The organism is Pseudomonas sp. B21-040 (assembly GCF_024748695.1).
Lineage (GTDB): Bacteria > Pseudomonadota > Gammaproteobacteria > Pseudomonadales > Pseudomonadaceae > Aquipseudomonas.
The window spans coordinates 6125070-6150244 of the sequence record NZ_CP087176.1; the positions used below are offsets into that span (position 1 = coordinate 6125070).

The following is a 25175-nucleotide window of genomic DNA, read 5'->3' on the forward strand; positions in this document are numbered from 1 at the left end:
CCTCTGTAGCAGCTGCCGAAGGCTGCGTCCGACTGCGCAGCGGTCGTCACATCAATGCCCAGTACATCCGATCAAGCTTGCCGGCAGAATGGCGGCTGCTGCGCAACCGGACGCAGCCTTCGGCAGCTGCTACAGAAGGCTGTACCGAATAGATATGGTCATCACCCACCCGACCAGCGCCAATTGCTTACCTTCCCCGCCTCTGCCACAATCGCGAACTATTCTCGTTAGTTAACACTTCCCAATCGGTGATGCTGCGTGTCTTCAATTCAAAGCCCCCAAAGTGAGCTCGTTGGTGCGTTGTATCGCGACCATCGCGGTTGGCTATTGGCGTGGCTGCGACGCAACGTGGCGTGCCCGCAACGTGCCGAAGACCTGAGCCAGGACACCTTTGTGCGGTTGCTGGGCCGCGATGAGCTCAAAGAGCCCCGCGAGCCGCGAGCGTTTCTGGTGGCGATTGCCAAAGGCCTGTTGTTCGACTATTTCCGTCGCGCTGCACTGGAGCAGGCCTACCTGGCCGAACTGATGCTGATCCCCGAAGGCGAACAACCGTCGGTCGAAGAGCAGCAGATGATTCTAGAAGACCTTAAAGCCATCGACCGCCTGTTGGGTCAGCTGTCGAGCAAGGCCCGGGCAGCGTTTCTCTATAACCGCCTCGACGGCCTCGGTCATGCCGAAATCGCCGAGCGATTGGGCGTCTCGGTGCCGCGTGTCCGGCAATACCTGGCCCAGGGGATTCGTCAGTGCTACATCGCGTTGTACGGTGAGCCAGTATGAGCCTGGTCAGTTCCAAACCCGTTTCGGCCCAGGTGCTGGATGCAGCGATTGCCTGGCAATTATCGCTGGACTCCGGTAACCCGGTGGAGCGCGAAGCGTTCAGCCAGTGGCACGCCGCTCACGAAGAACATGCCCGGGCCTGGCGCCAGCTAGGCATGCTCGACCAACGCTTCAGCGTCGCCAACGGCCCGGCCCGTACGGCGCTGCTGCAATCGCGTGAAAGCATTCGTCGTCGCGTTCGAAAACTGGGTAGCGGCTTGGCCAGCGTTGTCGCAGTGATCGGGTTGGCGCTGTTTGCCGGTGATCGCTATCTGCCCCTCGACTACTGGCTGGCCGACCAGCGCACCGCCACCGGCGAGCAACGCACCCTGCGCCTGGTCGACGGCACGCTGCTCAACCTCAACACCCACAGCGCCGTGGACATCCGTTTTGATGAGAAGCAGCGGCGGATCATCCTTCAGGAAGGCGAAATCCTCGTCGAGACCGGTCATGGCGATGCCCGGCCGTTTATCGTCGAAACCCGCGAAGGCAGCATGCGGGCACTCGGGACGCTGTTCCTGGTCAAGCGCGAGGAACAAGGCACGCGCCTGAGCGTGTTGAAGTCCGCGGTGGCGGCGCATCCGCAATCGAATCCCGAGGAACAGATTCTGCGCGAAGGTCAGCAAGTGCTGATGCGCAGCGATGGCCTGGGGCCAATTGTCGCCGTCAACCCCGGCGCCGATGCCTGGACTCGCGGCATGCTGGTGGTCGACAACGCCCGCCTGGAAGATCTGGTGCGCGAACTCGGTCGTTATCGACGCGGGCATTTAGGCGTTGCACCCGAAATTGCCGACCTGCGGATCACCGGCAGCTTCCCGCTGCACGATACCGAAAAAGCCCTGAGCGCCCTGCTCCCGACCTTGCCGGTGCAAATCGAACAGCACACGTCCTGGTGGGTGACGGTGGCGAAGGTTGACGCCAAACCCTGACGCCCAGGTCACCCTGCGTGATCGTTCCCACGCTCCCGCGTGGGAACGCAGCCCGTGATGCTCTGCGTCACATCCGGAGCGTCCATTGAGGCATTCCCAAGCAGAGCATGGGAACGATCAATTGCTGAATCGAAATTATTTTCATCCAGCCCTATCACTTTTCGATTCTCGTGCGGCACCTAAGCAATTGAGAAATATTTCCATTCAGGAGCCGCTGTATGTCCCGTTTGCTAGACACCCTGTTGCGCCCCAGCTTGCTGGCCGTCGCCATAGCCCTTTGCAGCCCTTTGGCCAGCTCCCAGCTGATCGCCGCTGAACAGGCCTCCAGCGTTCGCGCCTACAACCTGCCGGCCGCGCCATTGGCCAGCACCCTGAATCAGATCGCCAGTCAGGCCGGTCTGGCGCTGTCGTTGAACCCATCGCTGGCGGCAGGCAAGACCTCGGCACCGGTGAAGGGCCAGTTCGACGCTCCCGCTGCCTTGCGTGAAGCCTTGCGCGGCACCGGCCTGCAACTGGAACAAAGCAGCGCCGGCACCTACAGCCTGGTCGCCACGCCCGAGGGCACATTGGCTTTGCCGGAAACTGCCGTCATCGGCACGCAAAACACCGAAAGCGCCTGGGGCCCGGTAGACGGCTACCTGGCGACTCGCACCGCCGCCGGCACCAAAACCGACACCTCGCTGCTCGAAGCACCGCGCTCGATTTCGGTCGTCACCCGCGAGCAGATGGACGATCGCAATGTGCAGAATCTCGATGACGCCGTGCGCTACCTGCCCGGCATCACCGCCAGCAGCTACGGCAGCGACACCCGTGCCGACTGGCTGCGCGTTCGTGGTTTTGAACCGACCCAATTCCTCGATGGCCTGCCACTGCCTAAAGGCACGTACGCCACCCCGAAACAGGAAACCTGGAACCTCGATCGCCTGGCCTTGCTGCGCGGCCCGGCTTCCTCGGTGTATGGCCAGACCCCACCGGGTGGCCTGCTGGACATGGTCAGCCGCCGCCCCACCGCTGAAGACAGCCACGAAATCCAGTTGCAGTACGGCAACTACAACCAGCGCCAGATCAACTTTGCCAGCACCGGCAAGATCGATGACGAAGGCGAGTTTCTCTACAGCCTCAGTGGTGTGGTGCGCGACAGCGATACGCAGATCGACGACGTCGAGAACAAGCGCTACAACATTGCGCCGAGCCTGACCTGGAACATCAACGACGACACCCGGTTCACCTTGCTGACCCAGTTCACCCGCGACGATACCGGCATCACCAGCCAGTTCCTGCCGGTGCAAGGCACTAAAATCGACATGCCGTTCGGCGACATTTCCCATCACAAGAACCTCGGCGATCCTGACTGGGAATTTTACGACCGCACCTACTACGCGCTGGGTTATGCGTTCGAGCATCGCTTGAACGACGTCTGGCAATTCAGGCAGAACCTGCGTTACACCAAGACGGATCTGTCGTTCCAGGCCGTCACCGTTGGCTCGTATCCGTTCACCCAGGTTGATGACGCTGGCAATGTGGGTCGCACCACCACCAGTGTCGACGAAGACATCAGCCAGTTCGCCGTGGATAACAACTTCCAGGCCGACTTCGCCACCGGCGACGTGCGTCACACCGTACTGCTGGGCCTCGATCACCAGCGCAGCAACACCAACTACCTCTCGATCTTCGGCAGCGCGCCGCCGATCAACGTCAACAACCCGATCCATGGCCTGCCGATCCAGCGTCCGGACCGCTCCACCGCGTTCTACGATTACGATCAGAAGACCTACCAGACCGGCGTGTACGTGCAGGATCAAATGGCCCTCGACCAATGGCGCCTGACCCTCGGCGGACGTGAGGACTGGGTCCACACGGGCACCAAGTTCTTCAACAAGGGCGACGCCACCAACACCGAGCGCGACAAGAACTTCAGCGGCAACGCAGCGATCAGCTATGTGTTCGACTCGGGCTTCGTGCCCTACCTGTCGTACGCCGAATCCTTCCAGCCAACGACTGGTGCTGCGGCCTCGTCCACCGAATCGTTCAAACCCACCGAAGGCAAACAGTGGGAACTGGGCATCAAGTACCAACCACCGGGCAGCAACACGCTGTTGACCGCGGCGATCTATGACCTGACCCAGAAAAACGTCTCGGTCACCACCACGGTTGCCGGTACGCCGATCACCAGCCAGACCGGTGAAGTCAAAGTCAAAGGCCTGGAGCTGGAAGCGGTTTCCGACGTGACCGAAAACCTCAAGTTGATCGCCGCGTACACCCTGGCCAAATCCGAAGTTCAAGATGGCGACTTCAAGGGCAATCGCCTGCAACTGATGCCTAACCAACAGGCGTCGCTGTGGACTGATTACACCTGGCACAACGGCGTGCTGGACGGTTTCGGCGTGGGTGGCGGTGTTCGCTACACCGGCAACACCTACGGCGACCAGGCCAACACCGAACTGGGCAAGGCTGACGCCTACACCGTGTTCGATGCGGCGGTTCATTACGACCTCGGCCGCCTGGACAACACCCTCAAAGGCGCGTCCCTGCAACTGAACGCCACCAACCTGTTCAACAAGGACTACATCTCCACGTGCGACAGCTTCTACTGCTACTACGGCGACCAGCGCAGCGTCGTCGCCAGTGCAACTTACAAGTGGTAATCGTCTGACCTGACATGCCCCACGGCCAGGCCGTCCTCTTCAGGACGGCTTTGGTATTTCTGGAGGTCTGGAAATGAAAAGTAAAACAATTCGTCGCTGGTCGGCTGTCCACACCTGGACCAGCCTGATCTGCACAGTCTTCCTGCTGATGCTCGCGCTGACCGGCTTGCCGTTGATCTTCCACCACGAGATCGACCACTTGCTGGGCGATGCCCCTGAGCTGAAAGAAATGCCGGCGGACACCCCGCACCTGAATCTGCAGCAGTTGGTTCATGCCGCCGAAAAACATCGCCCCGGCGAGGTGTTGCAGTATTTCGGTTTCGAGGACGATGAACCCAACGCCGTGCTGACCATCATGGCAGCCACCGCGGGCACCGAGCCGAACTCGTCGCACACCTTCCTGCTCGACGCCCGCACGGGTGAAGCCCTGGAGACGCCATCGGCCAACGGCGGCTTCATGATGGTGATGCTGCGCCTGCACGTGGACATGTTTGCCGGCCTGCCGGGCAAGTTGCTGCTGGCGTTCATGGGCCTGATGTTTGTGGTCGCCATCATCTCCGGAACGGTGCTCTATTTGCCGTTCATGCGTCGCTTGACGTTCGCCACCGTGCGCCAGGACAAATCCACTCGTCTGCGCTGGCTTGATCTGCACAATTTGATCGGCGTGGTCACGCTGACCTGGGCGTTGGTCGTCGGTGTGACGGGCGTTATCAGCGCCTGTGCCGACCTGCTGATTGCCGCCTGGCGCAACGACAGCCTCAACGCGATGGTCGCGCCGTACCGCGACGCTCCACCGCTGACGCACCTCGCGCCGGCGACTCGCCTGCTCGACATTGCCGAGGAAGTTGCCCCGGGCATGGCGCCAGACTTCATCGCCTTCCCCGGCACGCGGTTTTCCAGCGAACACCATTACGCGGTGTTCATGAAAGGCAGCACGCACCTGACGTCGCACCTGCTGACACCGGTGCTGATCGACGCGACCACCCTGCAAGTCACCGCCGTGGCGGAACGGCCGTGGTACATGGACGCCATGGGCATGTCACAACCCCTGCATTTCGGCGATTACGGCGGCATGCCGATGAAGATCCTCTGGGCGACCCTCGATGTGCTGACCATCATCGTGCTCGGCAGCGGGGTTTACCTGTGGGTGGTGCGGCGCAAAGCGGTAAAACCCGCTCTCGAACGCGAGCAGGTGAACGCATGAAGCCCAGGCAATCAAACTTCTGGAAAGTCTTCGGCACGCCGACGGTCATCGCCCTGCTCAGCGCGGCCGGGCTGTTCGCCGCGTTGCTGGGCGATGGCGTGTGGGACGCCTTGAGCTGGCTTGGCCTGGGCGTTCCCGCTTTTCTCGCGCTGCGCGGCCTGTTGCAACGCCGCTGAGCTTTTATGGGAGCGAATCCGCTCCCATCTTGAGCTAGCGCAACAACGCGCTATGCTGGCCGACACTGACCCAGACCGAGACGTTGCCATGTCCGCCCCCAGCATGACCCTGTACCACAACGCTTTATCGCCCTTCGTTCGTAAAGTCATGGTGCTGCTGCACGAAACCGGTCAGACCGGTCGCGTGGCACTGCAAGATTGCGTGCTCACGCCCGTCAACCCGGACCTGACGCTCAACGAAGACAACCCGCTGGGCAAAATCCCGGCCCTGCGCCTGGCCGACGGCAACATCATCCATGACAGCCGGGTGATCCTCGATTACCTCGATCACCAACACGTCGGCAACCCGCTGATCCCGCGCGAAGGTTCGGCTCGCTGGCGGCGCCTGACCCTGGCCTCTCTGGCCGACGGGATCATGGACGCCTCGGTGATGGTGCGTTATGAACTGGTCCTGCGCGCCCCGGAGAAACACTGGGACGAGTGGCTGGATGCCCAGCGCGACAAGATTCGTCGCGCATTGGCGCTGCTGGAAAAAGACGCGATTGCCGAGCTGACCTGCCATTTCGACGTCGCGGCGATCAGCGTTGCCTGTGCGCTGGGCTACATCGACTTGCGCCATCCGGACCTGGAATGGCGCGAGGCGAACCCGCAATTGGCGGCGTGGTATTTCGAAGTGAGCCAGCGGCCTTCGATGATCGCGACGATGCCCAAGGTTTAGATCTTCGCTGACTGTTCCGGCCTCATCGCGAGCAGGTCGAATCGTCGCACCGTCGCTCCTACAGTTTGATCTTTGCTCCCTGAAGATCCCCTGTAGGAGTGAGCCGGCTCCGGGCGGCGTTCCGACGATGGCACCACACCTGATCTAATGGAAACAGCTCAAAAATCAGCGTCGCCAACACCGCCCCTTCCCGCTGATCCTCCCGTAACCCGATCGACCGGCTCATTGCACCGCCCCCAAGTCAAACTCCAGTGGCTTGGCCGTCTTCTGACCGATCCCGTACCAGTCCAGCTTGCGGGTCAGCACCATGAACACGCCCAGCAACCCGAACAGCAACAACGAGCCCATCAGCAGCGCATAGTCCTCGGCACTCAACAATACATAGAGCACGCCGTACAACGCCGCCAACCCCGCCGAAAAACTCAAGCCATGGCGCACGCTGCGCAGCACATGGCAAACATAGAACCCGATCAACAACACACAACAGGCGGACGACAACAGATACGCCAGCGCAAAACCGATGTGCTCCGACAGCGACAGCAGCAACAGGTAGAAGAAGGCCAATGCCACGCCGACCAATGCATATTGCACCGGGTGCACCGCCAGGCTTTTCAACACTTCGAACAGGAAGAAACCGGCGAACGTCAGCACGATGAACAGCAAGGCATATTTGATCGCACGATCACTCTTGAGGTACTGATCCACCGGGTCGATGAAACTCACGCCGAAGCTGCGCCCGTTGTACGCCTCGCAACCACCGCCTGACACGCAACTGTTCAGCGCTTCCTGCAAGTTGGTGGAGAAGAACGAGGTCTGCCAGTTGGCGGTGAAACCTTGATCGTTCACCTCACGCTGGGCCGGCAGAAAATTGCCGATAAAACTTGGATGGGGCCAGTTGGCAGTCAAAGACACCTGGCTGGTTTTCCCGACCGGAAGGACCTGTAACTGACCAGTGCCCTGCAAACGCAGGTCGAATCCGAAGGCCAGCTCAGTGGCTTGTTTTGCGTCCAGCGCCGGCAGCGTCACGTGCACACCTTCCCCCAGCCAGCCCACCTGGCTGCCCGGTACGAAGTCCAGAGGCTGGCCGTTCAGGTCCAGTTTCAAGGCGTTTTCGATGCCGCGAATGTCGCTGATACCCACCGCCAAAAACGGCTGGTCGAACTGGTAATCAGCAAAGTCTTCCTTGATGCCCAATTGCGCCGGAATCGAAAAATGCCCGCTGATGTGGTTGTCCGCATGGAACAGGCGCGCCTCGTAAATACCCCGCAAGCGCAGTTCAGTCTGAATCTGGCCATCAAGCTCGAAACGCTCCGGGAGGAAATACAGGCGGCCGCGCTCCAGGCCGACCTCCTGATAGCGTTGGTTGGTTTTCTGGTTGAGCTTCCAGGTGCGCACCACTTTGCGATAGGGCACCACCATCAACGGCCCGCTCAGTTGTTGGCTGGTGCTGGAACTGCGGGCGATGTCTTCGAGCACACCGTCGCGCAGTTGCTGGCGGTCCTGGATCACGCCGTTGATCATCAAGAGCGGGATCAGTAACAACAGAATCAGAAGGGCAATCGCCCCCAGTTTTAGGGTCAGGCTTCGGTTCATGGGACTCTCCCTGTTTGGATGGGGAGAGTCTGGGATGGCTGTGTGGGGGATTTATGAGGGGAATGTGGAGATTATGTGGAGACTGGGTCGGCCCTAAGCCATGCGCAACGTCACTTCAACCCCACCGTCGACATTGCCGATGCTCAATGTCCCGCCATGCAACTTGACCACTTCTTCGACAAAATTGAGACCGAGCCCGGTGCTCTTGCGCCCGCTGTCCGGGCGCGGCAATGAGTAGAACCGCTCGCTCAACCTCGGCAACGCATAGTCGGGAATCGCCTCGGCCTGGTTGAACAGTTTGAACTCGATCTGCTCTCCAACCGGCTCGGCACTGAATCGCAGCAGCCCCTTGGCCGGGGTGAAATCCAGTGCGTTCTCCAGCAAATTGGCCAATGCCTGGCGCAACAAAAACGGCTCGCCTGTCAAAGCAAGACCAGCCGGAATCCGTTGCTCCACCCGCAACTGCTTGCCTTCGATCCGCGCCGCCTGGGCCTTCAACAATTCATCCACCAACCCGGCCAGCGACACCTCTACACGCTCTTCCAGCCCCTGACGCTGCTCGACCTGAGCCAGGTTCAACAGCCGTTCAATCAACTGCTGCATCCGCACACTTTCACTGTCGATATTGCTGACGAACCGCTGCTGCTGGGCCAATGGCATTTCACCTTGCAGCAATTCCGCCGCACCGCGAATCGCCGCCAACGGGCTCTTCAACTCATGAGTCAGGGTGTGCACATAACGCTCGACATAGGCTTTGCCTTCGAGCTGCGTGCGCATCTGTTCCACCGCTGTCGCCAGTTGCTCCAGTTCACCGCCGCGATAGTGTGGAACCTCGACCCGTCGGCCTTCACTCACCGCTTGTGCATAAGCCGTCAACCGTCGCAACGCTGCGCTCAACCACCACGACAACAACGCACCAAACACCAGGCCGAGACCGATCAGCCCGGCGCCATAGGCCAGCAATCGTCGCTCGGTACGATCGACATAAGGCTGCAACGAACTGTTGGGCTTGGCCACGGTGACTACGCCGATGATCTGGCCGTTGTCGCGGATCGGCGCGCCGACGTGCATCACCGAGGAGGTTGCATCGTTCGGATCACTGCGCGTGGAGCGTGCGCCGTACTCGCCGCGCAGGGTCAGGTAGACATCGTTCCAGCGTGAGTAATCCTGCCCCACCGCCATGCCGCTGGAGTCCAGCACCACAATGCCCTTGGCATCGGTGACGTAGATGCGATGGTTGACCTGATTTTTCGGCAAGCCCCAGATGCTCGCCTTCGGCTGCCGCTCGCCGTACGCCTTGAGCAGCTGCGGCCAGCGATTCTGGTTGAGGGTGCCGGCCTTGAAGTCATCGCGCAGGATTTCGGCCATCAGGTTGGCGGTGTCGACCAGGGTTTCTTCGGTGGACTGGCGCACACCGGGGCGGATTTCCTCCATCACGGTGTTGAGCACGAAATAACCGGTCAGGCCGATGAACAGCACGTAGACCAGGAAAATCCGGATTCCCAGCGGCATCAGCTGTGCCCCGGGCTGTAGCTGTAGCCGAGGCCGCGATGGGTCTGGATCGGCTCGGCGTCCGCCCGCACCAGACGCAATTTGGCGCGCACGCTCTTGATGTGGCTGTCGATACTGCGCTCGTAACCGGCATCGGCGGCGATGCCCAGTGCATCCAGCAATTGCTCGCGGCTGAACACCCGCTCGGGTTGTTCCAGCAGGCATTGCAGCAAGCGGAATTCGTGGCGGGTCAGGCTCAGCGCTTGGCCACGGTAATTGATTTGCACCCGTTCGCTGTCGATGCGGAACAGCGCCGATGGGACCTCGGCCACCGCTCTTGGGGCCATGCGTTTTAGAATCGCCCGGACCCGAGCGGCCACTTCCCGTGGGCTGAACGGTTTAACCACGTAATCGTCGGCACCGATTTCCAGACCTACCACACGATCGATTTCGGCATCGCGGGCACTGAGAAAAATCACCGGCACATCGCTGAAACGGCGCAATTGCTTGCAGGTCTCAAAGCCGCTGATGTCCGGCAAACCGATGTCGAGAATGATCAAATCGGCCGGCGTGGCGCGCTGATGGTCCAGCGCTGCCGCGCCAAGGTTCAGCCAGGTCGTGGTGAAGCCCTCACCCTGCAACGCGAAAATCAGGGTGTCGGCAATCGCCGCTTCGTCTTCGACAATCAAGATATGAGGCATGGCGTCCTGGCCCGGCAAAGAAGTGGGCGAACGGTGCCCCAAGGCTCACGTCACGTCAATCGGACCAACTGAAATCAGCAGTCGGGTTTGTCGGCGGTAAAACGGCGTGCCGGGTTCACCGCCGCGCCGAACTCACGCAAGGCTTTGGCGCCGATCAACAAAGGGTAGTTGAAGCTGCTGCGGTCAGTCAGGTTGACCTCCACGGTGCGCTTGACGTTGCCCAGGCACAGTTCCAGATCGACCACCGGGCGCTTGGAGGGCTCGACCACGTCAGTGTCGTCCTCTTCCTCGGAGCGCGTCTTGATTTTGCTGATCCGCGCGACCTTGTGTTCGTAGACCTTGTTGCTCGCATCCTTGGTGGCGAGGCGGAAACGCACCCATTCTTCCCCATCACGGGTAAAGGTTTCGATGTCCCGGGCCGACAGCGACGCGGTCAGGGCACCGGTGTCCATCTTGGCCTTGAGCACCTCGCCACCGATTTCCGGCAGCGCGATGTATTCGTAACGCCCGTACAGGGTCGGCTCGGCGGCCAGGACTGGCAGGGCCACAAGGGAAAGCAGTGCAAGAAGGGATTTCACGTAATGGGCTTCCTTGAGGAGTGGGCAGCGGCATTTTAGACCGTCAGCGAGCAATTCGTTCGTTCCTGAGATCGCATCGCGAGCAAGCTCGGCTCCTACAGTGGATTGGGGGTACGCAACGAAACCTTGTGGGAGCCGAGCTTGCTCGCGATGGGGCCGGATCAATCAGCACAACAGCTTGGCAGATCCAATTTCGCTCAAGCATATCGGGCCAATCGTGAAACATTCGTCACCGCTGATTTGGCCTGTCGCCCGAAGCTGCTTATCATGGCGCGCCCAAAGGATTCCAAGAGTTACTTATGCGCCGCCTGCTCACCGGCTGTTTCGTTACCCTGCTGCTGTTGCTCAACACCTTGGTCCTGATCGGACCGATGATGGTGTTTGCCCTGCTCAAACTGGTCCTGTCCGGGCGCTTTCGCGATTACGCCTCCTGGGTGGTGATGTGGATTGCCGAAACCTGGGCCGAAATCGACAAGCTGATCTTTCGCCTGTGCATCCCCACGCAATGGGACATTCGGGGCGGCAATGACCTGCGCATCGACACCTCTTACCTGGTGATCAGCAATCATCAATCCTGGGTCGATATCCCGGCATTGATCCAGACACTGAATCGCCGCACGCCGTTCTTCAAATTCTTCCTCAAGAAAGAGCTGATCTGGGTGCCGTTCCTGGGGTTGGCGTGGTGGGCGCTGGATTATCCGTTCATGAAGCGCTACACCAAGGCCTTCCTGGCCAAGCATCCGGAACTGGCCGGCAAGGATCTGGAGATCACCAAAGCGGCATGCGAGTTGTACAAGCGTCAGCCGGTGACAGTGGTCAATTACCTGGAAGGCACTCGCTATACCGCAGCAAAAAGTGTTCAGCAGCCATCACCCTTCACTCACCTGCTGCGGCCCAAGGCCGGCGGGGTGGCGTTTGTGCTGGCAGCAATGGGTGAACAGCTGGACGCCATCCTCGATGTAACGGTGGTGTACCCGCAACCGACGATTCCGGGGTTCTGGGATTTGATCAGTGGCGGCGTGCCGAGGGTCATCATCGACATCAAGACCCGCGAACTCGACCCGGCGTTGTGGCAGGGTGATTACGAAAACGATCCGCTGTTTCGCGAAAAAATCCAGAACTGGGTCAACCAGCTCTGGATCGAAAAGGACCAGCGCATCGACGCCTTGCGCGCCGAACGCCGTTGAATCAGGTACCGGTGCCTGCGCCCCAGATCCCGCCCAGGTTTGTCAGCAGCGACCCGCCGACGCCCTGCTGACCAAAAAATTGCAGAAGCACGGGGGCAAACAGGCCGATCATGCCAGTGTCCATGCCCAACGCGCTGAAGGCACTGTTCAGGTCGTTGGTGTTATTCACGTTGCCCAAGACGTTGCCCAGACCTGCCGCTTGACCGGACGAGCCAAGCAAGCCGCTGAGGACACCCAGTTCACCGCCACCGGACAGTAAGTCGATTCCGGGCACGCTTTTGGACAACTCCGAGTAGTCGGTCGAACTCAATTGATTCTTCGCCAGACCGAGCATCGCCCCGGCACCGCCAATGGCTTGTTCTGGCGTCACGTTTAACTGGCTGAGGGCACTCAGCAGACCGGCCGTCTGCGCGGTCGTCGCAGTCGGCGCGGACGCGGCGGCGTCATCGGCCTGCGTGCCGGAGAGGGCATTGGCCGCATCGAACAGGCTGAACTGAGCAAAGACCGGACTGGCCGCCAGACACATCAGCGAAGCCAGTGCAAAACCGCGTGAAATCTTCATCCAGACATCCTCATGTGCCATGAAAACCACCCGGCAATGGGTGGCGAAAAACTGTGGTTTGGACTGGCATCCCAGGGGATTGTTCCAAGCCTTGGCGATCCCCTGACGAACAGTCGAAAAAGAATGCACCGGCGCTGCATCCAGTCTGGCCCCGCCCGCGTATATCAAGCACGGACAGACAATCCTGGCCGATTCCCTTCACGAGGATCATCACCATGAAACACACATCGATCAAAACGCCGTTGATTGCCAGCCTGCTGACCCTGGCCCTTGGTGGCGGACTCGTCCTGAACACCGTGCAAGCGGCAGACACGAGCCACTCTGTTATCGTCGGCGGCCAAAGCATGATGCAGAGCAAGGACATCATCGATAACGCGGTGAACTCCGCCGACCACACCACCCTGGTCGCCGCCGTGAAAGCCGCAGGCTTAGTGGAGACCCTCAAAGGCAAAGGTCCGTTTACCGTGTTCGCCCCGGTCAACTCGGCCTTCACCGCGCTGCCCGCCGGGACGGTCGACACGTTGCTCAAATCTGAAAACAAAGCAGCGCTGAGCAAACTTCTGACTTACCACGTGGTCGCCGGCACGCTCGACATGAAGACTCTGGCCGAGAAGATCAAGGCCGGCGGCGGCAAGACCGAGCTCACCACCGTTGCCGGCGGCAAGCTCTGGGCGACGATGAACGGCCCGCACAACATCACCATCAAGGATGAAAAAGGTGACGTCGCCGACATCACCACCTACGACGTATACCAGTCCAACGGCGTGATTCAGGTCATCGACAAAGTGCTGATGCCGAAAAGCTGAGCCATACCGCCGACCCCGTCCATCGGGGTCGGCGGGTCTTTTCGAGGTGTCCGGCCGTGAATGGAACAACCGCACGCAGTGAACTAACCTCTGCCTGCAACCGGCCCCGCACGCAGCCCACCACCGCACCCTCGACTGTCTGGAGAACTGCTATTTCCACCGCCGACGCCGATCAGCTCAGGCAGTTGTTGGCCCAGTGTTCACTGGGTGACCGCCGCGCTTTCGAGACGCTTTACCGCAGCGTCGGCCCACGCCTGCATGGCGTAGCGCTGCGTTTCATGGGGCGGCCGGATCTAGCTGAAGAAGTGCTGCAGGAAAGCTTTGTGCGCATCTGGAACAACGCCTCGCGCTACGAGGCGCATCTGTCGGCACCGCTGACCTGGATGATCAACATCACCCGTCATCAGGCGATCGATCAGTTGCGCAAACACCGCGACCGGCCGTTGAGTGACCTTGAAGAACAGGCGCTGGTGGATGAAAGCCCATCGGCCCACGAACAACTCAGCAGTGCCCGTGAGGCCAACGCCTTGAACCGCTGCCTGGAAAGCCTCGACGGCATGCAGCGTCAATCGATCACCGTGGCTTACTTTCAGGGGTTGTCCTGCTCTGAGCTCGCCGAACACCTGGCCGCGCCGTTGGGCTCGGTGAAATCCTGGATCCGCCGCGGTATGGAGCGACTGCGCAGGTGCCTTGAATCATGAACTATCAAACCCCGACCCTGCGCCGCGCCCTCGCCGCCGATTACGCCATTGGCTTGATGCCCTCTGCCGCTCGTCGGCGTTTCGAACAGCTGTTGCTGGAAGACGCGGCGCTTCGTGCGGAATTAGCGCAGTGGCAGGAAAGCCTGGCCAGTTTGACCGAAGCGCTGCCCGAGCAGCCGGTGCCAGATCGGGTGTGGCAGGGAATTACGGCGCGGATTGAGCCGCAAGTGCTGCACATGCCGGAAAAACGTCAGTTCTGGAGCTGGTTACGAGTGACGGCGGCGGTTTGCTCGCTGGTGATCGCCGTGACGTTGGGTGTGATTTATAACCGCGACAGTGCGCGTTACAGCGCCACGCTGCTGACTGCCGACGCGCAGCCTGCGCTGAAGGTTGAAGCGCATGAGGATTATTTGAACGTTGAGCCGCTGACGCTGGCAGCGGTTGATCCGGGGCGAAGTCTGGAGCTGTGGGCGATTCCAGCGGATGGCAAGCCGATTTCCCTTGGGGTAATTCCGGCGGGCGGTAAAGGCAAGGTTGAACTGAGCGACGTGCAGAAGGCGCTGATTGGCAAACCGATTGCGTTGGCGGTCAGTCTTGAGCCGAAGGGTGGTTCGCCGACGGGGCAACCAACGGGACCCGTTCTATATCAAGGAGCGTTGGCGGCCCTTTAATGATCGTTCCCACGCTCCGCGTGGGAATGCAGCCCGGGACGCAGAGCGTCACAGGAGGCGTTACCACGCAGAGCGTGGGAACGATCATCTCAGCCATAAAAAACGGCGACCCGAAGGTCGCCGTTTTGTTTTGCGTGGAGGCTTACGCCGCGCTGAACAGTTTGTGCGGATCGATCACAAATTTCTTCGGCACGCCCGCATCGAACTCGCCATAACCACGTGGCGCGTCGTCCAGGCTGATGACTTCAACACCGACGATATCGGCAATGTGGATACGGTCCCACATGATCGCCTGCATCAGTTGGCGGTTGTACTTCATCACCGGCGTCTGGCCAGTGTGGAAGCTGTGGGATTTGGCCCAGCCCAGACCGAAGCGGATGCTCAGGCTGCCCATTTTTGCGGCGGCATCGACAGCGCCCGGATCTTCCGTCACGTACAGGCCCGGAATACCGATCTTGCCAGCAACACGCACGACGCCCATCAACGAGTTGAGCACGGTCGCCGGAGCCTCGTGTTTCACACCGTCATGGCCATGACCGCGGGCTTCGAAGCCGACGGCGTCGACGGCGCAATCCACTTCCGGTTCGCCCAGCAATGCAGCGATTTGTTCGTGCAGCGGGGTGTCCAGGGACAGGTCGGCGATTTCAAAACCTTGAGCCTTGGCATGCGCCAGGCGAACGGTGTTGACGTCACCGATGATTACCACCGCAGCACCCAGCAGGCGAGCAGAAGCCGCCGCGGCCAGGCCGACCGGGCCGGCACCGGCGATGTACACGGTGCTGCCTGGGCCGACACCGGCCGTCACGGCGCCGTGGTAACCGGTCGGCAGGATGTCTGAGAGGCAAGTCAGGTCGCGGATTTTTTCCATCGCGCGATCGCGATCCGGGAGTTTCAGCAGGTTGAAGTCGGCATACGGCACCATCGCGTATTCGGCCTGGCCGCCGGTCCAGTCGCCCATGTCGACATAACCATAAGCACCGCCCGGACGGGCCGGGTTAACGCTGAGGCAGACACCGGTGTGCATTTCCTTGCAGGAACGGCAGCGCCCGCAAGCCACGTTGAACGGTACGGAAACCAGGTCGCCGATTTGCAGGTTCTCGACGTCGCTGCCCTTCTCGATGACTTCGCCAGTGATTTCGTGGCCCAGCACCAAACCGGTCTGAGCGGTGGTACGGCCGCGCACCATGTGCTGGTCGGAACCACAGATGTTGGTGGACACCACACGCAGGATGACAGCGTGATTAATCTTCCTGCCGCGCGGGTCCTGCATTTTTGGATAGTCGATTTTCTGTATTTCGACTTTGCCATTGCCGAGATACACCACACCACGATTGCCAGACATGCTTTCACCTCGCTGTTGTTTTTATGTAGCGGTCGCGTCGCCATGGGTCGGCGGCGCGTTGATTGCTCGGGTTATTGCCTGTGTGTCTTGTGTTGTTTGTTATGGCCTCTTCGCGAGCAAGCCCGCTCCCACACTTGATCGTGGGTGTAAACAGAATTTGTAAACGACACAAATCCAATGTGGGAGCGGGCTTGCTCGCGAAGGCGATCTAGAGAACGACCGTACGATTGGCGTTGAGAAACACGCGTCTTTCAATGTGATACCCGACGGCCCGCGCCAACGTCAGCCCTTCGATATCCCGCCCCTTGGCGATCAGATCTTCCGGGTAATGACTGTGATCAACAGCCTCCACGCCCTGGGCAATGATCGGCCCTTCGTCCAGGTCGTTGTTGATGTAATGCGCCGTCGCGCCGACCAGTTTCACGCCCTTGTTGTAGGCCTGGTGATAAGGCTTGGCGCCTTTGAAACCGGGCAGCAGGGAGTGATGAATGTTGATCGCCTTGCCATCGAGCTTGCGGCACAGCTCCGGGGACAACACCTGCATGTAGCGGGCGAGAATCACCAGTTCGGCGCCGGACTCTTCGATCACCTGCCAGACCTGACGCTCCTGTGACGGCTTGTCGTTCGGGTCCAGCGGGAAGTGGTGGTACGGAATCTGGTGCCAGTCGGCCAGCGGCTTGAGGTCCGGGTGATTGGAGACCACGGCGACCACGTCCATCGACAACTGGCCAATGCGTTGGCGATAGAGCAAATCGTTGAGGCAGTGATCGGCCTTGGAGACCATGATCACCACTTTCGGTCGATGGTGCGGCGGTATCAGCTCGAAGAGCATGCCGAAGGCGTCACCGCGCTCGACAAGACCTGCGCGAAACGACTGTTCATCGAAGCCGTCGGGCTGGCGAAACTCCACACGAATGAAAAAACGGCCCGAGAGCCGGTCATCAAAGGAATGGTGTTCGGTGACGTAGCAGCCCTGCTCGAACAGAAAGCGGGTCACCGCGTCCACGGTGCCGAGCATGCTTGGGCAGTCGGCGGTCAGAATCCATGTGTCTGGGGCGCGGCTCATAGTGCGGTGACTCCTTTTTGTGGGCAACCTGGCCCGTGTAGCAGCTGCCGAAGGCTGCGTTCGGCGACGAAGTCGTCGTAAACCCTGAATCCCGGATCCGTCTGAAAAAATACTGCCGCAAGTTTCACGACGACTTCGTCGCCGAACGCAGCCTGCGGCAGCTGCTACAGGGAGTTCAGAGTTCTTCAGGCCTGAACACTAAGCCCGTATTCGGCCGCCGCATCCTGCAACCACAACCACCAGTAATCCGAGAAACTGCGACGGATCAGCAGTTCCCAGGTGTCTTCGGCGGTATGACGGATTACCAGTTGCGACTTGGCGAACACGGTGCCGACAGCCTTGCCCACCGGGAAGCTGTTGGGGTGCACGTCGTAGCTGGTGGATTTCATCAGCACCTGACGTACGTTCGGGCCGCTCAGTTCAAGAATCTGCTGGCCGCCGCTGACGTTGGTGATTGCGATGTGCAGGTCACCCAGCGCTTCACGCAATTTTTTCTCGGCGGCGAATTCTTCACCGGTCGGGACGATCAGCAGCCACTCATCCGGCCCCATCCATTGCAGGCTGGTTTCGCCTTTGATGATGACGCTCAGTGCGCCCGGCAGTTCGATGCCCAGCGCCTTGTGTACGCCAGCGGCAAACGCGGCGTCATGACCATCACCACGAATAGTCAGATGGCCGAGGAGTTTTTTCTCACGCACGGTCACGCCGGCGTTCTTGCGGCCCTTGCCCACCAGGCTTTGCAGGCCTGCGTGATGCAGCGACGACTCGGCCTTGGCCCCAGTGGTCGGGCGTTGTTGGTAAACATTGGCTGCGGTCATAAAGCACCTTTCCTGAATGATCGTTCCCACGCTCTGCGTGGGAATGCCTCTACGGACGCTCCGCGTTCGGCTGTTAAAGGGACGCGGAGCGTCCCGGGATGCATTCCCACGCAGAGCGTGGGAACGATCAGCATCAAATATTCTGGCGATCACCCTTTGGATCGAAGAACACCGAAGAAACGATTTCCGCCTCGATCACGCTGCCATCGGCCAGCGGTGCGAACACTCGCTCACCGATGCGCTTCAAGCCGCCCTTCACCACGCCCATGGCAAACGAATAGCCGAGGGAGTTGTGCAAGTAGCTGGAGGTGACGTGACCGACCATGGTCATCGGGATCGCCTGCTTGGTGTTGAACACCAGTTGCGCACCTTCCGGCAGCCATTTGGCTGGATCGATCGGCTTCAGGCCCACCAGTTGTTTGCGTTGATCACGCACGCAGTCTTCGCGGTTCATGCCACGCTGGCCAATCCACGAGAACGGTTTGGTGCGACCGACACACCAGCCCATGTTCAAGTCGTCCGGGGTCATCGAGCCGTCAGTGTCCTGACCGACGATGATGAAGCCCTTCTCGGCCCGCAGGATGTGCATGGTCTCGGTGCCGTAGGGCGTCAGGTTGTATTGCTTGCCGGTCTCGACGATTTTCTCGAGCACGCCCATGGCGTAGTCGGCTTGTACGTTGACTTCGTAGGACAGCTCACCGGTAAACGAAATCCGGAACACCCGCGCAGGCACGCCGCCGACCAGACCTTCTTTCCAGGTCATGAACGGGAACGCTTCGTTGCTCAGGTCGATGTCGGTGACGTCGCTGAGCAGCTTGCGGCTGTTCGGCCCGGACAGGGTCATGGTTGCCCAGTGATCCGTCACGGAAGTGAAGTACACCTTCAGCTCCGGCCATTCGGTCTGGTGGTAGATTTCCAGCCATTGCAGCACGCGTGCAGCGCCGCCGGTGGTGGTGGTCATCACGAAATGGTTGTCGGCGAGACAAGCGGTTACGCCGTCGTCGAAGACCATGCCGTCCTCTTTGCACATCAGGCCGTAACGCGCCTTGCCCACATCGAGCTTGGTCCAGGCGTTGGTGTAGATGCGGTTGAGGAACTCACGGCAATCCGGGCCCTGAATGTCGATTTTGCCCAGGGTCGAGGCGTCCAGCAGGCCGACGCTGTCGCGCACGGCTTTGCATTCGCGTTTCACGGCGGCGTGAATGTCTTCACCGTTTTTCGGGAAGTACCAAGGGCGTTTCCACTGACCGACATCTTCAAATTCAGCGCCGTTTTTCACGTGCCAGTGATGCAGCGCGGTGTGACGGACCGGCTCGAAGATGTGCCCACAGTGACGACCGGCCACGGCGCCAAAAGTCACCGGCGTGTAGTTCGGGCGGAACATGGTGGTGCCCATCTGCGGGATGGTCACGTTCAGCGAACGGGCGGCGATGGCCAGGCCGTTGACGTTGCCGAGCTTGCCCTGGTCCGTACCGAAGCCCAGTGCGGTGTAGCGCTTGACGTGTTCAACCGACTCGAAACCTTCGCGGGTCGCCAGTTCGATGGCGGCAGCGGTGACGTCGTTTTGCAGGTCGACGAATTGCTTCGGTGCCCGTGCGGTAGCTTTTTCGTGGGGTACCTGGAACAGCGCGAGGGTTGGCTCCTCCAGACGGCTCAGGGCTTTTGGCAGTACGCCTTCGACCATTTGGAACCCGGCTTCGGCAGCGGCGCGAGCGCCCCCTTCAAAACCGTCGGCCAGGGAATCGCCAAGGCCGTAGACGCCGTTGATGCCACCGACGCACACGCGTTTTTGCGGTGCTTCGCCCGGTACGAAACCGAGAATGTCTTCACGCCAGATCGGTTTGCCACCCAGGTGCGAAGCCAGGTGAACCACCGGGCTGTAACCGCCGGAGCTGGCAACGATGTCGCAATCGAGCCACTCGCCAGGGCTGGTCACGGCGTGAGCTTTCACATCAATCGCCGCCACGCGAGCAGCGGTCACGTGCTTGCTGCCACGGGCTTCGATCACGGCGCTGCCGGTGAGGATGCGAATGCCTTTGGCGCGGGCTTCTTCCACCAGTGCGCCACGCGGGTTGCTGCGGGCGTCGGCGATGGCCACCACTTGCAGGCTGGCGTCGAGCCAATCCAGAGCAACGCGGTAGGCGTGATCGTTGTTGGTCGACAGCACCAGTTTTTTGCCCGGTGCCACGCCGTAGCGACGTACGTAGGTCGACACAGCGCCGGCGAGCATGTTGCCCGGCACGTCGTTGTTGCCGTAAACCAGTGGACGTTCGTGAGCGCCGGTCGCGAGAACGACACGCTTGGCGCGAACACGGTGGATGCGCTGGCGGACCTGGCCAATCGGTGCGCGATCGCCGAGGTGATCGGTCAGGCGCTCGTGAATGGTCAGGAAGTTATGGTCGTGGTAACCGTTGACCGTGGCGCGCGGCAACAGCAGCACGTCCGGGGTGTCCTTGAGCTCGGCGATGACGCTGGCGATCCATTCGGCAGCAGGCTTGCCGTCGAGGCTTTCACGGGAATCGAGCAGGCTGCCGCCGAACTCTTCCTGTTCATCGGCGAGGATCACACGGGCACCGCTGCGTGCAGCAGCGAGTGCAGCGGCCAGGCCAGCAGGGCCACCGCCGACGATCAGCACGTCGCAGTGCTGGTTCATGTAGTCGTAGGTGTCCGGATCATTCTCGGTCGGCGAACGGCCAAGACCGGCGGCCTTGCGAATGTACTTCTCGTAGGTCATCCAGAACGATTGCGGGTACATGAAGGTTTTGTAGTAGAAGCCCGGCGGCATCAGCTTGCCGCCGACCTTGCCGAGAATCCCCATCATGTCGTTGTTCACGCTTGGCCAGCCGTTGGTGCTGGTGGCGACCAAACCTTGGTACAGCGCTTGTTGCGTGGCGCGTACGTTCGGAATCTGCGTGGCTTCGGTCGCACCGATCTGCAGCACGGCGTTCGGCTCTTCAGCGCCCGCAGCGAAGATGCCGCGCGGACGGGAATACTTGAAGCTGCGACCGATGATGTCGACTCCGTTGGCCAGCAGTGCAGCGGCCAGCGAGTCGCCTTCAAAGCCTTTGTAGCTCTGGCCGTTGAAGGTGAAGCTCAGGACTTTGTTGCGGTCGATCCGTCCACCGTTGGACAGGCGATTGATCTGGCTCATACCTTCGCTCCCAGAGCCTGCGCGGCCGCTTTCGGACTTTCAGTCTTGTCGGTGAACTGCGGCTTCGTGCCGATCTTGTAGGTTTCCAGAATCTCGTAGGTCACGGTGTCGCGGGTGACGTTGAAGTACTGACGGCAACCGGCAACGTGATCCCACAGTTCGTGGTGCAGACCGCGAGGGTTATCGCGGAAGAACATGTAGTCGCCCCACTCCTCGTCGGTGCAGGTGGTCGGGTCCAGTGGACGCGGGATGTGCGCCTGGCCGGATGCATGAAATTCCTCTTCGGAGCGCAACTCGCCGCAGTGAGGACAGAAGATATGCAACATGGGGATTTCTCCTATCAAGCGCCGTGAAAACGTAGCGAGCGAAGGCAAGACAAGGCAAAAACAGGCGAGAAAGCGGAGCTTAGTTTACTAAGTGAGCATTTCGAGCCTGTTTTTAACGCCGTATTGCCGAGCGCAGTAGTTTTCATGGGGCCTTTGTTAGTGGGCAACCGCAGCAGCGCCGTGTTCATCGATCAACGCACCGTTGTGGAAACGGTCGATGGAGAAAGGTGCGGCCAATGGGTGCATTTCACCCTTGGCCAGGCTTGCGGCAAACACGTTGCCCGAGCCAGGTGTCGCTTTGAAGCCGCCGGTGCCCCAACCGCAGTTGAAGAACATGTTCGGTACCGGGGTTTTCGAAATGATCGGGCAGGCATCCGGCGTGGTGTCGACGATGCCGCCCCACTGACGGTTCATGCGTACGCGGGACAAGACCGGGAACATCTCGACGATGGCCTGGATCGTGTGTTCGATCACCGGGTACGAACCGCGCTGGCCGTAGCCGTTGTAGCCGTCGATACCGGCGCCGATCACCAGGTCGCCCTTGTCGGACTGGCTGATGTAACCGTGCACGGCGTTGGACATGATCACGCTGTCGATAATCGGCTTGATCGGCTCGGACACCAGCGCTTGCAGCGGGTGGGATTCGATCGGCAGACGGAAACCGGCGAGTTTGGCCATGTGCCCGGAGTTACCGGCGGTGACCACACCGACGCGCTTGGCGCCGATGAAACCCTTGTTGGTTTCAACGCCGATGCACACACCGTTTTCCTTGCGGAAACCGATCACTTCGGTCTGCTGGATCAGGTCCACGCCCAAGGCGTCGGCGGCACGGGCAAAGCCCCACGCCACGGCATCGTGACGGGCCACGCCACCGCGACGCTGGACGGTCGCGCCCATCACCGGGTAGCGGGTGTTTTTCGAGCAGTCGAGGTACGGAATCTCGTCGGCCACTTGTTTGGCATCGAGCAGTTCACCGTCCACGCCGTTGAGGCGGTTGGCGCTGACGCGACGCTCGGAATCACGGATGTCTTGCAGGGTGTGGCACAGGTTGTAAACGCCACGCTGGGAGAACATCACGTTGTAGTTCAGGTCCTGGGACAGGCCTTCCCACAGTTTCATTGCGTGTTCGTACAGGTGCGCCGACTCGTCCCACAGGTAGTTGGAGCGAACGATGGTGGTGTTGCGCGCGGTGTTACCGCCACCCAGCCAGCCCTTTTCGACCACGGCCACGTTGGTGATGCCGTGTTCCTTGGCCAGGTAGTAGGCGGTCGCCAGACCATGCCCGCCGCCGCCGACGATGACCACGTCATAGACCTTTTTAGGGGTCGGCGTGCGCCACATTTTCTGCCAGTTTTCGTGATGGCTGAGGGAGTGTTTGAAGAGGCCGAAGCCCGAGTAGCGTTGCATAGTCATTTACTCCAAAACCGCGCTCAGCGATAAACCGGGAAGTCCGCGCACAGTGCCGACACTTGCTGGGCAACATTGGCCTCGACATCGGCATCGCCGAGGTTGTCGAGGATGTCGCAGATCCAGCCGGCCAGCGTGACGCACTGGGTCACCTTGAAACCGCGCGTGGTCACCGCCGGGGTGCCGATACGCAGGCCGGAGGTCACGAACGGCGACTGTGGATCGTTCGGGACAGCGTTCTTGTTGACGGTGATGTGGGCGCGACCGAGTGCTGCGTCCGCCTCTTTGCCGGTGAGGCCCTGACGGATCAGGCTGACCAGGAACAGGTGGTTATCGGTGCCGCCGGACACTACATCGTAGCCGCGTTTGATAAACACGCCGGCCATGGCCTGGGCGTTGTCGATCACTTGTTGCTGGTAAACCTTGAAGCCTGGTTCCAGCGCTTCTTTGAAGCACACCGCTTTACCGGCGATGACGTGCATCAGCGGGCCGCCCTGGGCACCCGGGAATACTGCGGCGTTGAGCTTTTTCTCGATTTCTTCGTTGGCCTTGGCCAGGATCAGGCCGCCACGTGGACCGCGCAGGGTCTTGTGGGTAGTGGTGGTGACCACGTCGGCGTACGGCAGCGGGTTCGGGTACAGACCGGCGGCGACCAGACCAGCGACGTGGGCCATGTCGACGAACAGCAGTGCACCGACCTTGTCGGCGATCTGACGGAAGCGTGGGAAGTCGAGGGTCTTGGAGTAGGCCGAGAAGCCGGCAACGATCATCTTCGGCTTGCACTCGACGGCCAGACGCTCGACTTCGTCGTAGTCAATCAGACCGGTTTTGGTGTCGATGCCGTACTGCACGGCGTTGTACAGCTTGCCCGAGGACGACACTTTGGCGCCGTGGGTCAGGTGACCGCCATGGGCCAGGCTCATGCCCAGAATGGTGTCGCCAGCCTGAATCAAGGCCAGGTACACGGCGCTGTTGGCCGAGGAACCGGAGTGCGGCTGCACGTTGGCGTAATCAGCGCCGAACAACTGCTTGGCGCGCTCGATGGCCAGGGCTTCAACCTTGTCCACGTGCTCGCAGCCACCGTAGTAGCGCTTGCCCGGATAACCTTCGGCGTATTTGTTGGTCAGGCCGCTGCCTTGCGCTTCCATGACGCGCTTGCTGGTGTAGTTCTCCGACGCGATCAGCTCGATGTGATCTTCCTGACGTTGCTCCTCGGCATTCATCGCCGCCAGCAGTGCATCGTCGTAACCCTGGATCTGGTCTTGCTTGCTGAACATCGCGTCTCTCCCAGCGGCATCTGTGCGCCATTCGTCTCGGTAAGGCACTGGCATGACGGCAGTGCCCTTTGATGCCGATGGTATGACCGGCGCAGACAGGTCAAATGCCTACGGACGCCACGCAAAGGTGCGTTTACGACATAAGCCGAAATGCCTGACCGGACACAATCTTCAAACTTGAAAGAATCCCCTGTGGGAGCGGGCTTGCCCGCGATAGCAGTGTGTCAGTCGGCATCATTGCTGGACCTGACTTCGCCATCGCGGGCAAGCCCGCTCCCACAGGAGTCAGGCAGCGATCTGACGGACAAGTAGCAGCAGGAAAAAATGCACGGGATATAGCGCATACGCCCAGCGGCGCATGGGCGGTGGTTTTACGCCTTTTGCGTGTCGCAACAGGACCAGCCCCAACCATGGCGCAATCAGACAAGCAACAATACCGGGGATGGCCGCGCTGTTGCCCAGCCGGGCGGCGTAATACAGCGTGTGCCATTCGTTGGCCGCCAGGCAGACCAGCCCCGGCAACAGCGCAAAATACCAGGGCCGCCGGATCACCAGCAGCATCGCCAACGGCAATAGCACACCGAAGAAGCCGAACATCAACCGTTGCCAGAACAGCAGCGCCACCAGCAATGCAGCGGCGGCCAACAGTCGCGATTGCAGCGTCTGGTGCTGCCAGCCACGCGCCACCAACAGGCCCAGGGCCAGCGTGGGCAACACGTTCAAGGTGTCGGGATCAGGAATGAACATTCGGTAAGGAATTTCGCTGATCGCACTGAACAGCAGCAACCAGCCGAAATATCGCCATTGACCTTGCGTCGTCGCCACGTCGGTTCGCGACAGGTTCACGGCCATCGCCAGACAAAACCACGGAAACGCCAGCCGTCCCGGGACATACAGCAAATCGACGGAGTAACCGACATATCGCAGGTGATCGATCACCATGCTCAGCAGCGCCAGCCACTTGAGCAGATCCAGTGCCCCATCCCGTTGAGTCATGTGCATAATTGCCC

Annotated in this window: 23 protein-coding genes; 10 read left to right on the forward strand and 13 right to left on the reverse strand. The window is 60.6% G+C overall.

All coding sequences use genetic code 11. The features are described from left to right. Nucleotides 1–258: 258 nt before the first annotated feature. The 6 genes from LOY55_RS28095 to LOY55_RS28120 all read left to right on the forward strand — a co-directional run bounded on the left by LOY55_RS28095 (nt 259) and on the right by LOY55_RS28120 (nt 6488). Nucleotides 259–777: an RNA polymerase sigma factor gene (locus LOY55_RS28095; RefSeq protein WP_046029913.1), complete on the forward strand. Its 519-nt coding sequence runs from the start codon at nt 259–261 to the stop codon at nt 775–777. Next, a complete protein-coding gene (locus LOY55_RS28100) occupies nt 774–1745 on the forward strand; it encodes a FecR domain-containing protein (protein WP_258667146.1) in 972 nt (323 codons plus the stop codon). Before LOY55_RS28095 ends, LOY55_RS28100 begins: the two co-directional genes overlap by 4 nt. Before the next feature lie 218 nt (nt 1746–1963). Then, nucleotides 1964–4390 (forward strand): TonB-dependent siderophore receptor, encoded by a 2427-nt coding sequence (locus LOY55_RS28105; RefSeq protein ID WP_223522864.1) that lies wholly within the window; start codon nt 1964–1966, stop codon nt 4388–4390. A 73-nt stretch (nt 4391–4463) separates the two neighbouring features. Beyond that, entirely contained in the window at nt 4464–5594 is a 1131-nt protein-coding gene (locus LOY55_RS28110) for a PepSY domain-containing protein (RefSeq protein WP_223522866.1), read from the forward strand. After that, on the forward strand, nt 5591–5770 hold the full coding sequence (locus LOY55_RS28115; RefSeq protein WP_046029906.1) for a hypothetical protein: 180 nt from the start codon (nt 5591–5593) through the stop codon (nt 5768–5770). The genes LOY55_RS28110 and LOY55_RS28115 overlap by 4 nt, the downstream gene beginning before the upstream one ends. An 88-nt stretch (nt 5771–5858) precedes the next feature. After that, the gene (locus tag LOY55_RS28120; protein WP_046030061.1) at nt 5859–6488 is read left to right on the forward strand and encodes a glutathione S-transferase family protein; all 630 of its coding nucleotides are present in this window, start codon (nt 5859–5861) and stop codon (nt 6486–6488) included. 222 nt (nt 6489–6710) lie between these two features. On the opposite strand, the gene creD is transcribed toward LOY55_RS28120, so the two are convergent. From creD to LOY55_RS28140, 4 genes are all read right to left on the reverse strand, one after another. After that, the gene (creD, locus tag LOY55_RS28125; RefSeq protein ID WP_223522867.1) at nt 6711–8081 is read right to left on the reverse strand and encodes a cell envelope integrity protein CreD; all 1371 of its coding nucleotides are present in this window, start codon (nt 8079–8081) and stop codon (nt 6711–6713) included. A 93-nt stretch (nt 8082–8174) separates the two neighbouring features. Next, nucleotides 8175–9593 carry a two-component system sensor histidine kinase CreC gene (gene creC, locus LOY55_RS28130; protein WP_046029902.1) on the reverse strand — a complete coding sequence of 473 codons (1419 nt, stop codon included), beginning with the start codon at nt 9591–9593 and terminating at the stop codon, nt 8175–8177. After that, nucleotides 9593–10273 (reverse strand): two-component system response regulator CreB, encoded by a 681-nt coding sequence (creB, locus tag LOY55_RS28135; RefSeq protein ID WP_223522869.1) that lies wholly within the window; start codon nt 10271–10273, stop codon nt 9593–9595. Before creB ends, creC begins: the two co-directional genes overlap by 1 nt. Before the next feature lie 74 nt (nt 10274–10347). Beyond that, the gene (locus LOY55_RS28140) at nt 10348–10851 is read right to left on the reverse strand and encodes an ATP-dependent zinc protease (protein ID WP_046029899.1); all 504 of its coding nucleotides are present in this window, start codon (nt 10849–10851) and stop codon (nt 10348–10350) included. Between the two features lie 299 nt (nt 10852–11150). On the opposite strand from LOY55_RS28140, the gene LOY55_RS28145 reads away from it, so the two are divergent. Beyond that, a complete protein-coding gene (locus tag LOY55_RS28145) occupies nt 11151–12038 on the forward strand; it encodes an acyltransferase (protein ID WP_223522871.1) in 888 nt (295 codons plus the stop codon). A 1-nt stretch (nt 12039) separates the two neighbouring features. Here the strand turns inward: LOY55_RS28145 and LOY55_RS28150 are convergent, their stop codons facing one another. Continuing rightward, complete coding sequence (locus LOY55_RS28150) at nt 12040–12600, reverse strand: DUF2780 domain-containing protein (RefSeq protein WP_046029896.1); 561 nt, start codon at nt 12598–12600, stop codon at nt 12040–12042. A 215-nt stretch (nt 12601–12815) separates the two neighbouring features. On the opposite strand from LOY55_RS28150, the gene LOY55_RS28155 reads away from it, so the two are divergent. From LOY55_RS28155 to LOY55_RS28165, 3 genes are read left to right on the forward strand one after another with little or no spacing between them, the layout of a single operon-like run. Continuing rightward, entirely contained in the window at nt 12816–13406 is a 591-nt protein-coding gene (locus LOY55_RS28155; RefSeq protein ID WP_223522873.1) for a fasciclin domain-containing protein, read from the forward strand. Nucleotides 13407–13462: 56 nt separating this feature from the next. Then, on the forward strand, nt 13463–14107 hold the full coding sequence (locus LOY55_RS28160) for an RNA polymerase sigma factor (protein WP_077431148.1): 645 nt from the start codon (nt 13463–13465) through the stop codon (nt 14105–14107). Then, entirely contained in the window at nt 14104–14778 is a 675-nt protein-coding gene (locus LOY55_RS28165) for an anti-sigma factor domain-containing protein (protein ID WP_046029892.1), read from the forward strand. Before LOY55_RS28160 ends, LOY55_RS28165 begins: the two co-directional genes overlap by 4 nt. A gap of 142 nt (nt 14779–14920) precedes the next feature. Here LOY55_RS28165 and fdhA read toward each other — a convergent pair whose 3' ends face one another. The 8 genes from fdhA to LOY55_RS28205 all read right to left on the reverse strand — a co-directional run bounded on the left by fdhA (nt 14921) and on the right by LOY55_RS28205 (nt 25167). Beyond that, nucleotides 14921–16120, reverse strand: coding sequence for a formaldehyde dehydrogenase, glutathione-independent (gene fdhA / locus LOY55_RS28170; RefSeq protein WP_007947729.1), 1200 nt, complete (start codon nt 16118–16120; stop codon nt 14921–14923). 208 nt (nt 16121–16328) lie between these two features. Then, the gene (purU, locus tag LOY55_RS28175) at nt 16329–17186 is read right to left on the reverse strand and encodes a formyltetrahydrofolate deformylase (RefSeq protein ID WP_077431146.1); all 858 of its coding nucleotides are present in this window, start codon (nt 17184–17186) and stop codon (nt 16329–16331) included. Between the two features lie 185 nt (nt 17187–17371). Continuing rightward, on the reverse strand, nt 17372–18004 hold the full coding sequence (locus LOY55_RS28180) for a sarcosine oxidase subunit gamma (RefSeq protein WP_046029889.1): 633 nt from the start codon (nt 18002–18004) through the stop codon (nt 17372–17374). 133 nt (nt 18005–18137) lie between these two features. Further along, nucleotides 18138–21155, reverse strand: coding sequence for a sarcosine oxidase subunit alpha (locus tag LOY55_RS28185; RefSeq protein WP_223522875.1), 3018 nt, complete (start codon nt 21153–21155; stop codon nt 18138–18140). Further along, nucleotides 21152–21481, reverse strand: a complete 330-nt coding sequence (locus LOY55_RS28190) for a sarcosine oxidase subunit delta (protein ID WP_007947734.1) — start codon at nt 21479–21481, stop codon at nt 21152–21154. Before LOY55_RS28190 ends, LOY55_RS28185 begins: the two co-directional genes overlap by 4 nt. A gap of 156 nt (nt 21482–21637) precedes the next feature. After that, nucleotides 21638–22888, reverse strand: coding sequence for a sarcosine oxidase subunit beta (locus LOY55_RS28195; RefSeq protein ID WP_007947735.1), 1251 nt, complete (start codon nt 22886–22888; stop codon nt 21638–21640). Between the two features lie 23 nt (nt 22889–22911). Continuing rightward, entirely contained in the window at nt 22912–24165 is a 1254-nt protein-coding gene (glyA, locus tag LOY55_RS28200) for a serine hydroxymethyltransferase (protein ID WP_046029886.1), read from the reverse strand. A 285-nt stretch (nt 24166–24450) separates the two neighbouring features. Beyond that, nucleotides 24451–25167 carry a TraX family protein gene (locus tag LOY55_RS28205; protein ID WP_223522877.1) on the reverse strand — a complete coding sequence of 239 codons (717 nt, stop codon included), beginning with the start codon at nt 25165–25167 and terminating at the stop codon, nt 24451–24453. Between the last annotated feature and the right edge of the window lie 8 nt (nt 25168–25175).

What these genes read in the sequence shown, in the direction of transcription:
- LOY55_RS28100 (WP_258667146.1), top strand. Translation starts at nt 774, where the DNA reads ATGAGCCTGGTCAGTTCCAAACCCGTTTCGGCCCAGGTGCTGGATGCA.
- LOY55_RS28105 (WP_223522864.1), top strand. Translation starts at nt 1,964, where the DNA reads ATGTCCCGTTTGCTAGACACCCTGTTGCGCCCCAGCTTGCTGGCCGTC.
- LOY55_RS28110 (WP_223522866.1), top strand. Translation starts at nt 4,464, where the DNA reads ATGAAAAGTAAAACAATTCGTCGCTGGTCGGCTGTCCACACCTGGACC.
- LOY55_RS28115 (WP_046029906.1), top strand. Translation starts at nt 5,591, where the DNA reads ATGAAGCCCAGGCAATCAAACTTCTGGAAAGTCTTCGGCACGCCGACG.
- LOY55_RS28120 (WP_046030061.1), top strand. Translation starts at nt 5,859, where the DNA reads ATGTCCGCCCCCAGCATGACCCTGTACCACAACGCTTTATCGCCCTTC.
- creD (WP_223522867.1), bottom strand. Translation starts at nt 8,081, where the DNA reads ATGAACCGAAGCCTGACCCTAAAACTGGGGGCGATTGCCCTTCTGATT.
- creC (WP_046029902.1), bottom strand. Translation starts at nt 9,593, where the DNA reads ATGCCGCTGGGAATCCGGATTTTCCTGGTCTACGTGCTGTTCATCGGC.
- creB (WP_223522869.1), bottom strand. Translation starts at nt 10,273, where the DNA reads ATGCCTCATATCTTGATTGTCGAAGACGAAGCGGCGATTGCCGACACC.
- LOY55_RS28145 (WP_223522871.1), top strand. Translation starts at nt 11,151, where the DNA reads ATGCGCCGCCTGCTCACCGGCTGTTTCGTTACCCTGCTGCTGTTGCTC.
- LOY55_RS28150 (WP_046029896.1), bottom strand. Translation starts at nt 12,600, where the DNA reads ATGAAGATTTCACGCGGTTTTGCACTGGCTTCGCTGATGTGTCTGGCG.
- LOY55_RS28155 (WP_223522873.1), top strand. Translation starts at nt 12,816, where the DNA reads ATGAAACACACATCGATCAAAACGCCGTTGATTGCCAGCCTGCTGACC.
- LOY55_RS28165 (WP_046029892.1), top strand. Translation starts at nt 14,104, where the DNA reads ATGAACTATCAAACCCCGACCCTGCGCCGCGCCCTCGCCGCCGATTAC.
- fdhA (WP_007947729.1), bottom strand. Translation starts at nt 16,120, where the DNA reads ATGTCTGGCAATCGTGGTGTGGTGTATCTCGGCAATGGCAAAGTCGAA.
- purU (WP_077431146.1), bottom strand. Translation starts at nt 17,186, where the DNA reads ATGAGCCGCGCCCCAGACACATGGATTCTGACCGCCGACTGCCCAAGC.
- LOY55_RS28180 (WP_046029889.1), bottom strand. Translation starts at nt 18,004, where the DNA reads ATGACCGCAGCCAATGTTTACCAACAACGCCCGACCACTGGGGCCAAG.
- LOY55_RS28185 (WP_223522875.1), bottom strand. Translation starts at nt 21,155, where the DNA reads ATGAGCCAGATCAATCGCCTGTCCAACGGTGGACGGATCGACCGCAAC.
- LOY55_RS28190 (WP_007947734.1), bottom strand. Translation starts at nt 21,481, where the DNA reads ATGTTGCATATCTTCTGTCCTCACTGCGGCGAGTTGCGCTCCGAAGAG.
- LOY55_RS28195 (WP_007947735.1), bottom strand. Translation starts at nt 22,888, where the DNA reads ATGCAACGCTACTCGGGCTTCGGCCTCTTCAAACACTCCCTCAGCCAT.
- glyA (WP_046029886.1), bottom strand. Translation starts at nt 24,165, where the DNA reads ATGTTCAGCAAGCAAGACCAGATCCAGGGTTACGACGATGCACTGCTG.
- LOY55_RS28205 (WP_223522877.1), bottom strand. Translation starts at nt 25,167, where the DNA reads ATGCACATGACTCAACGGGATGGGGCACTGGATCTGCTCAAGTGGCTG.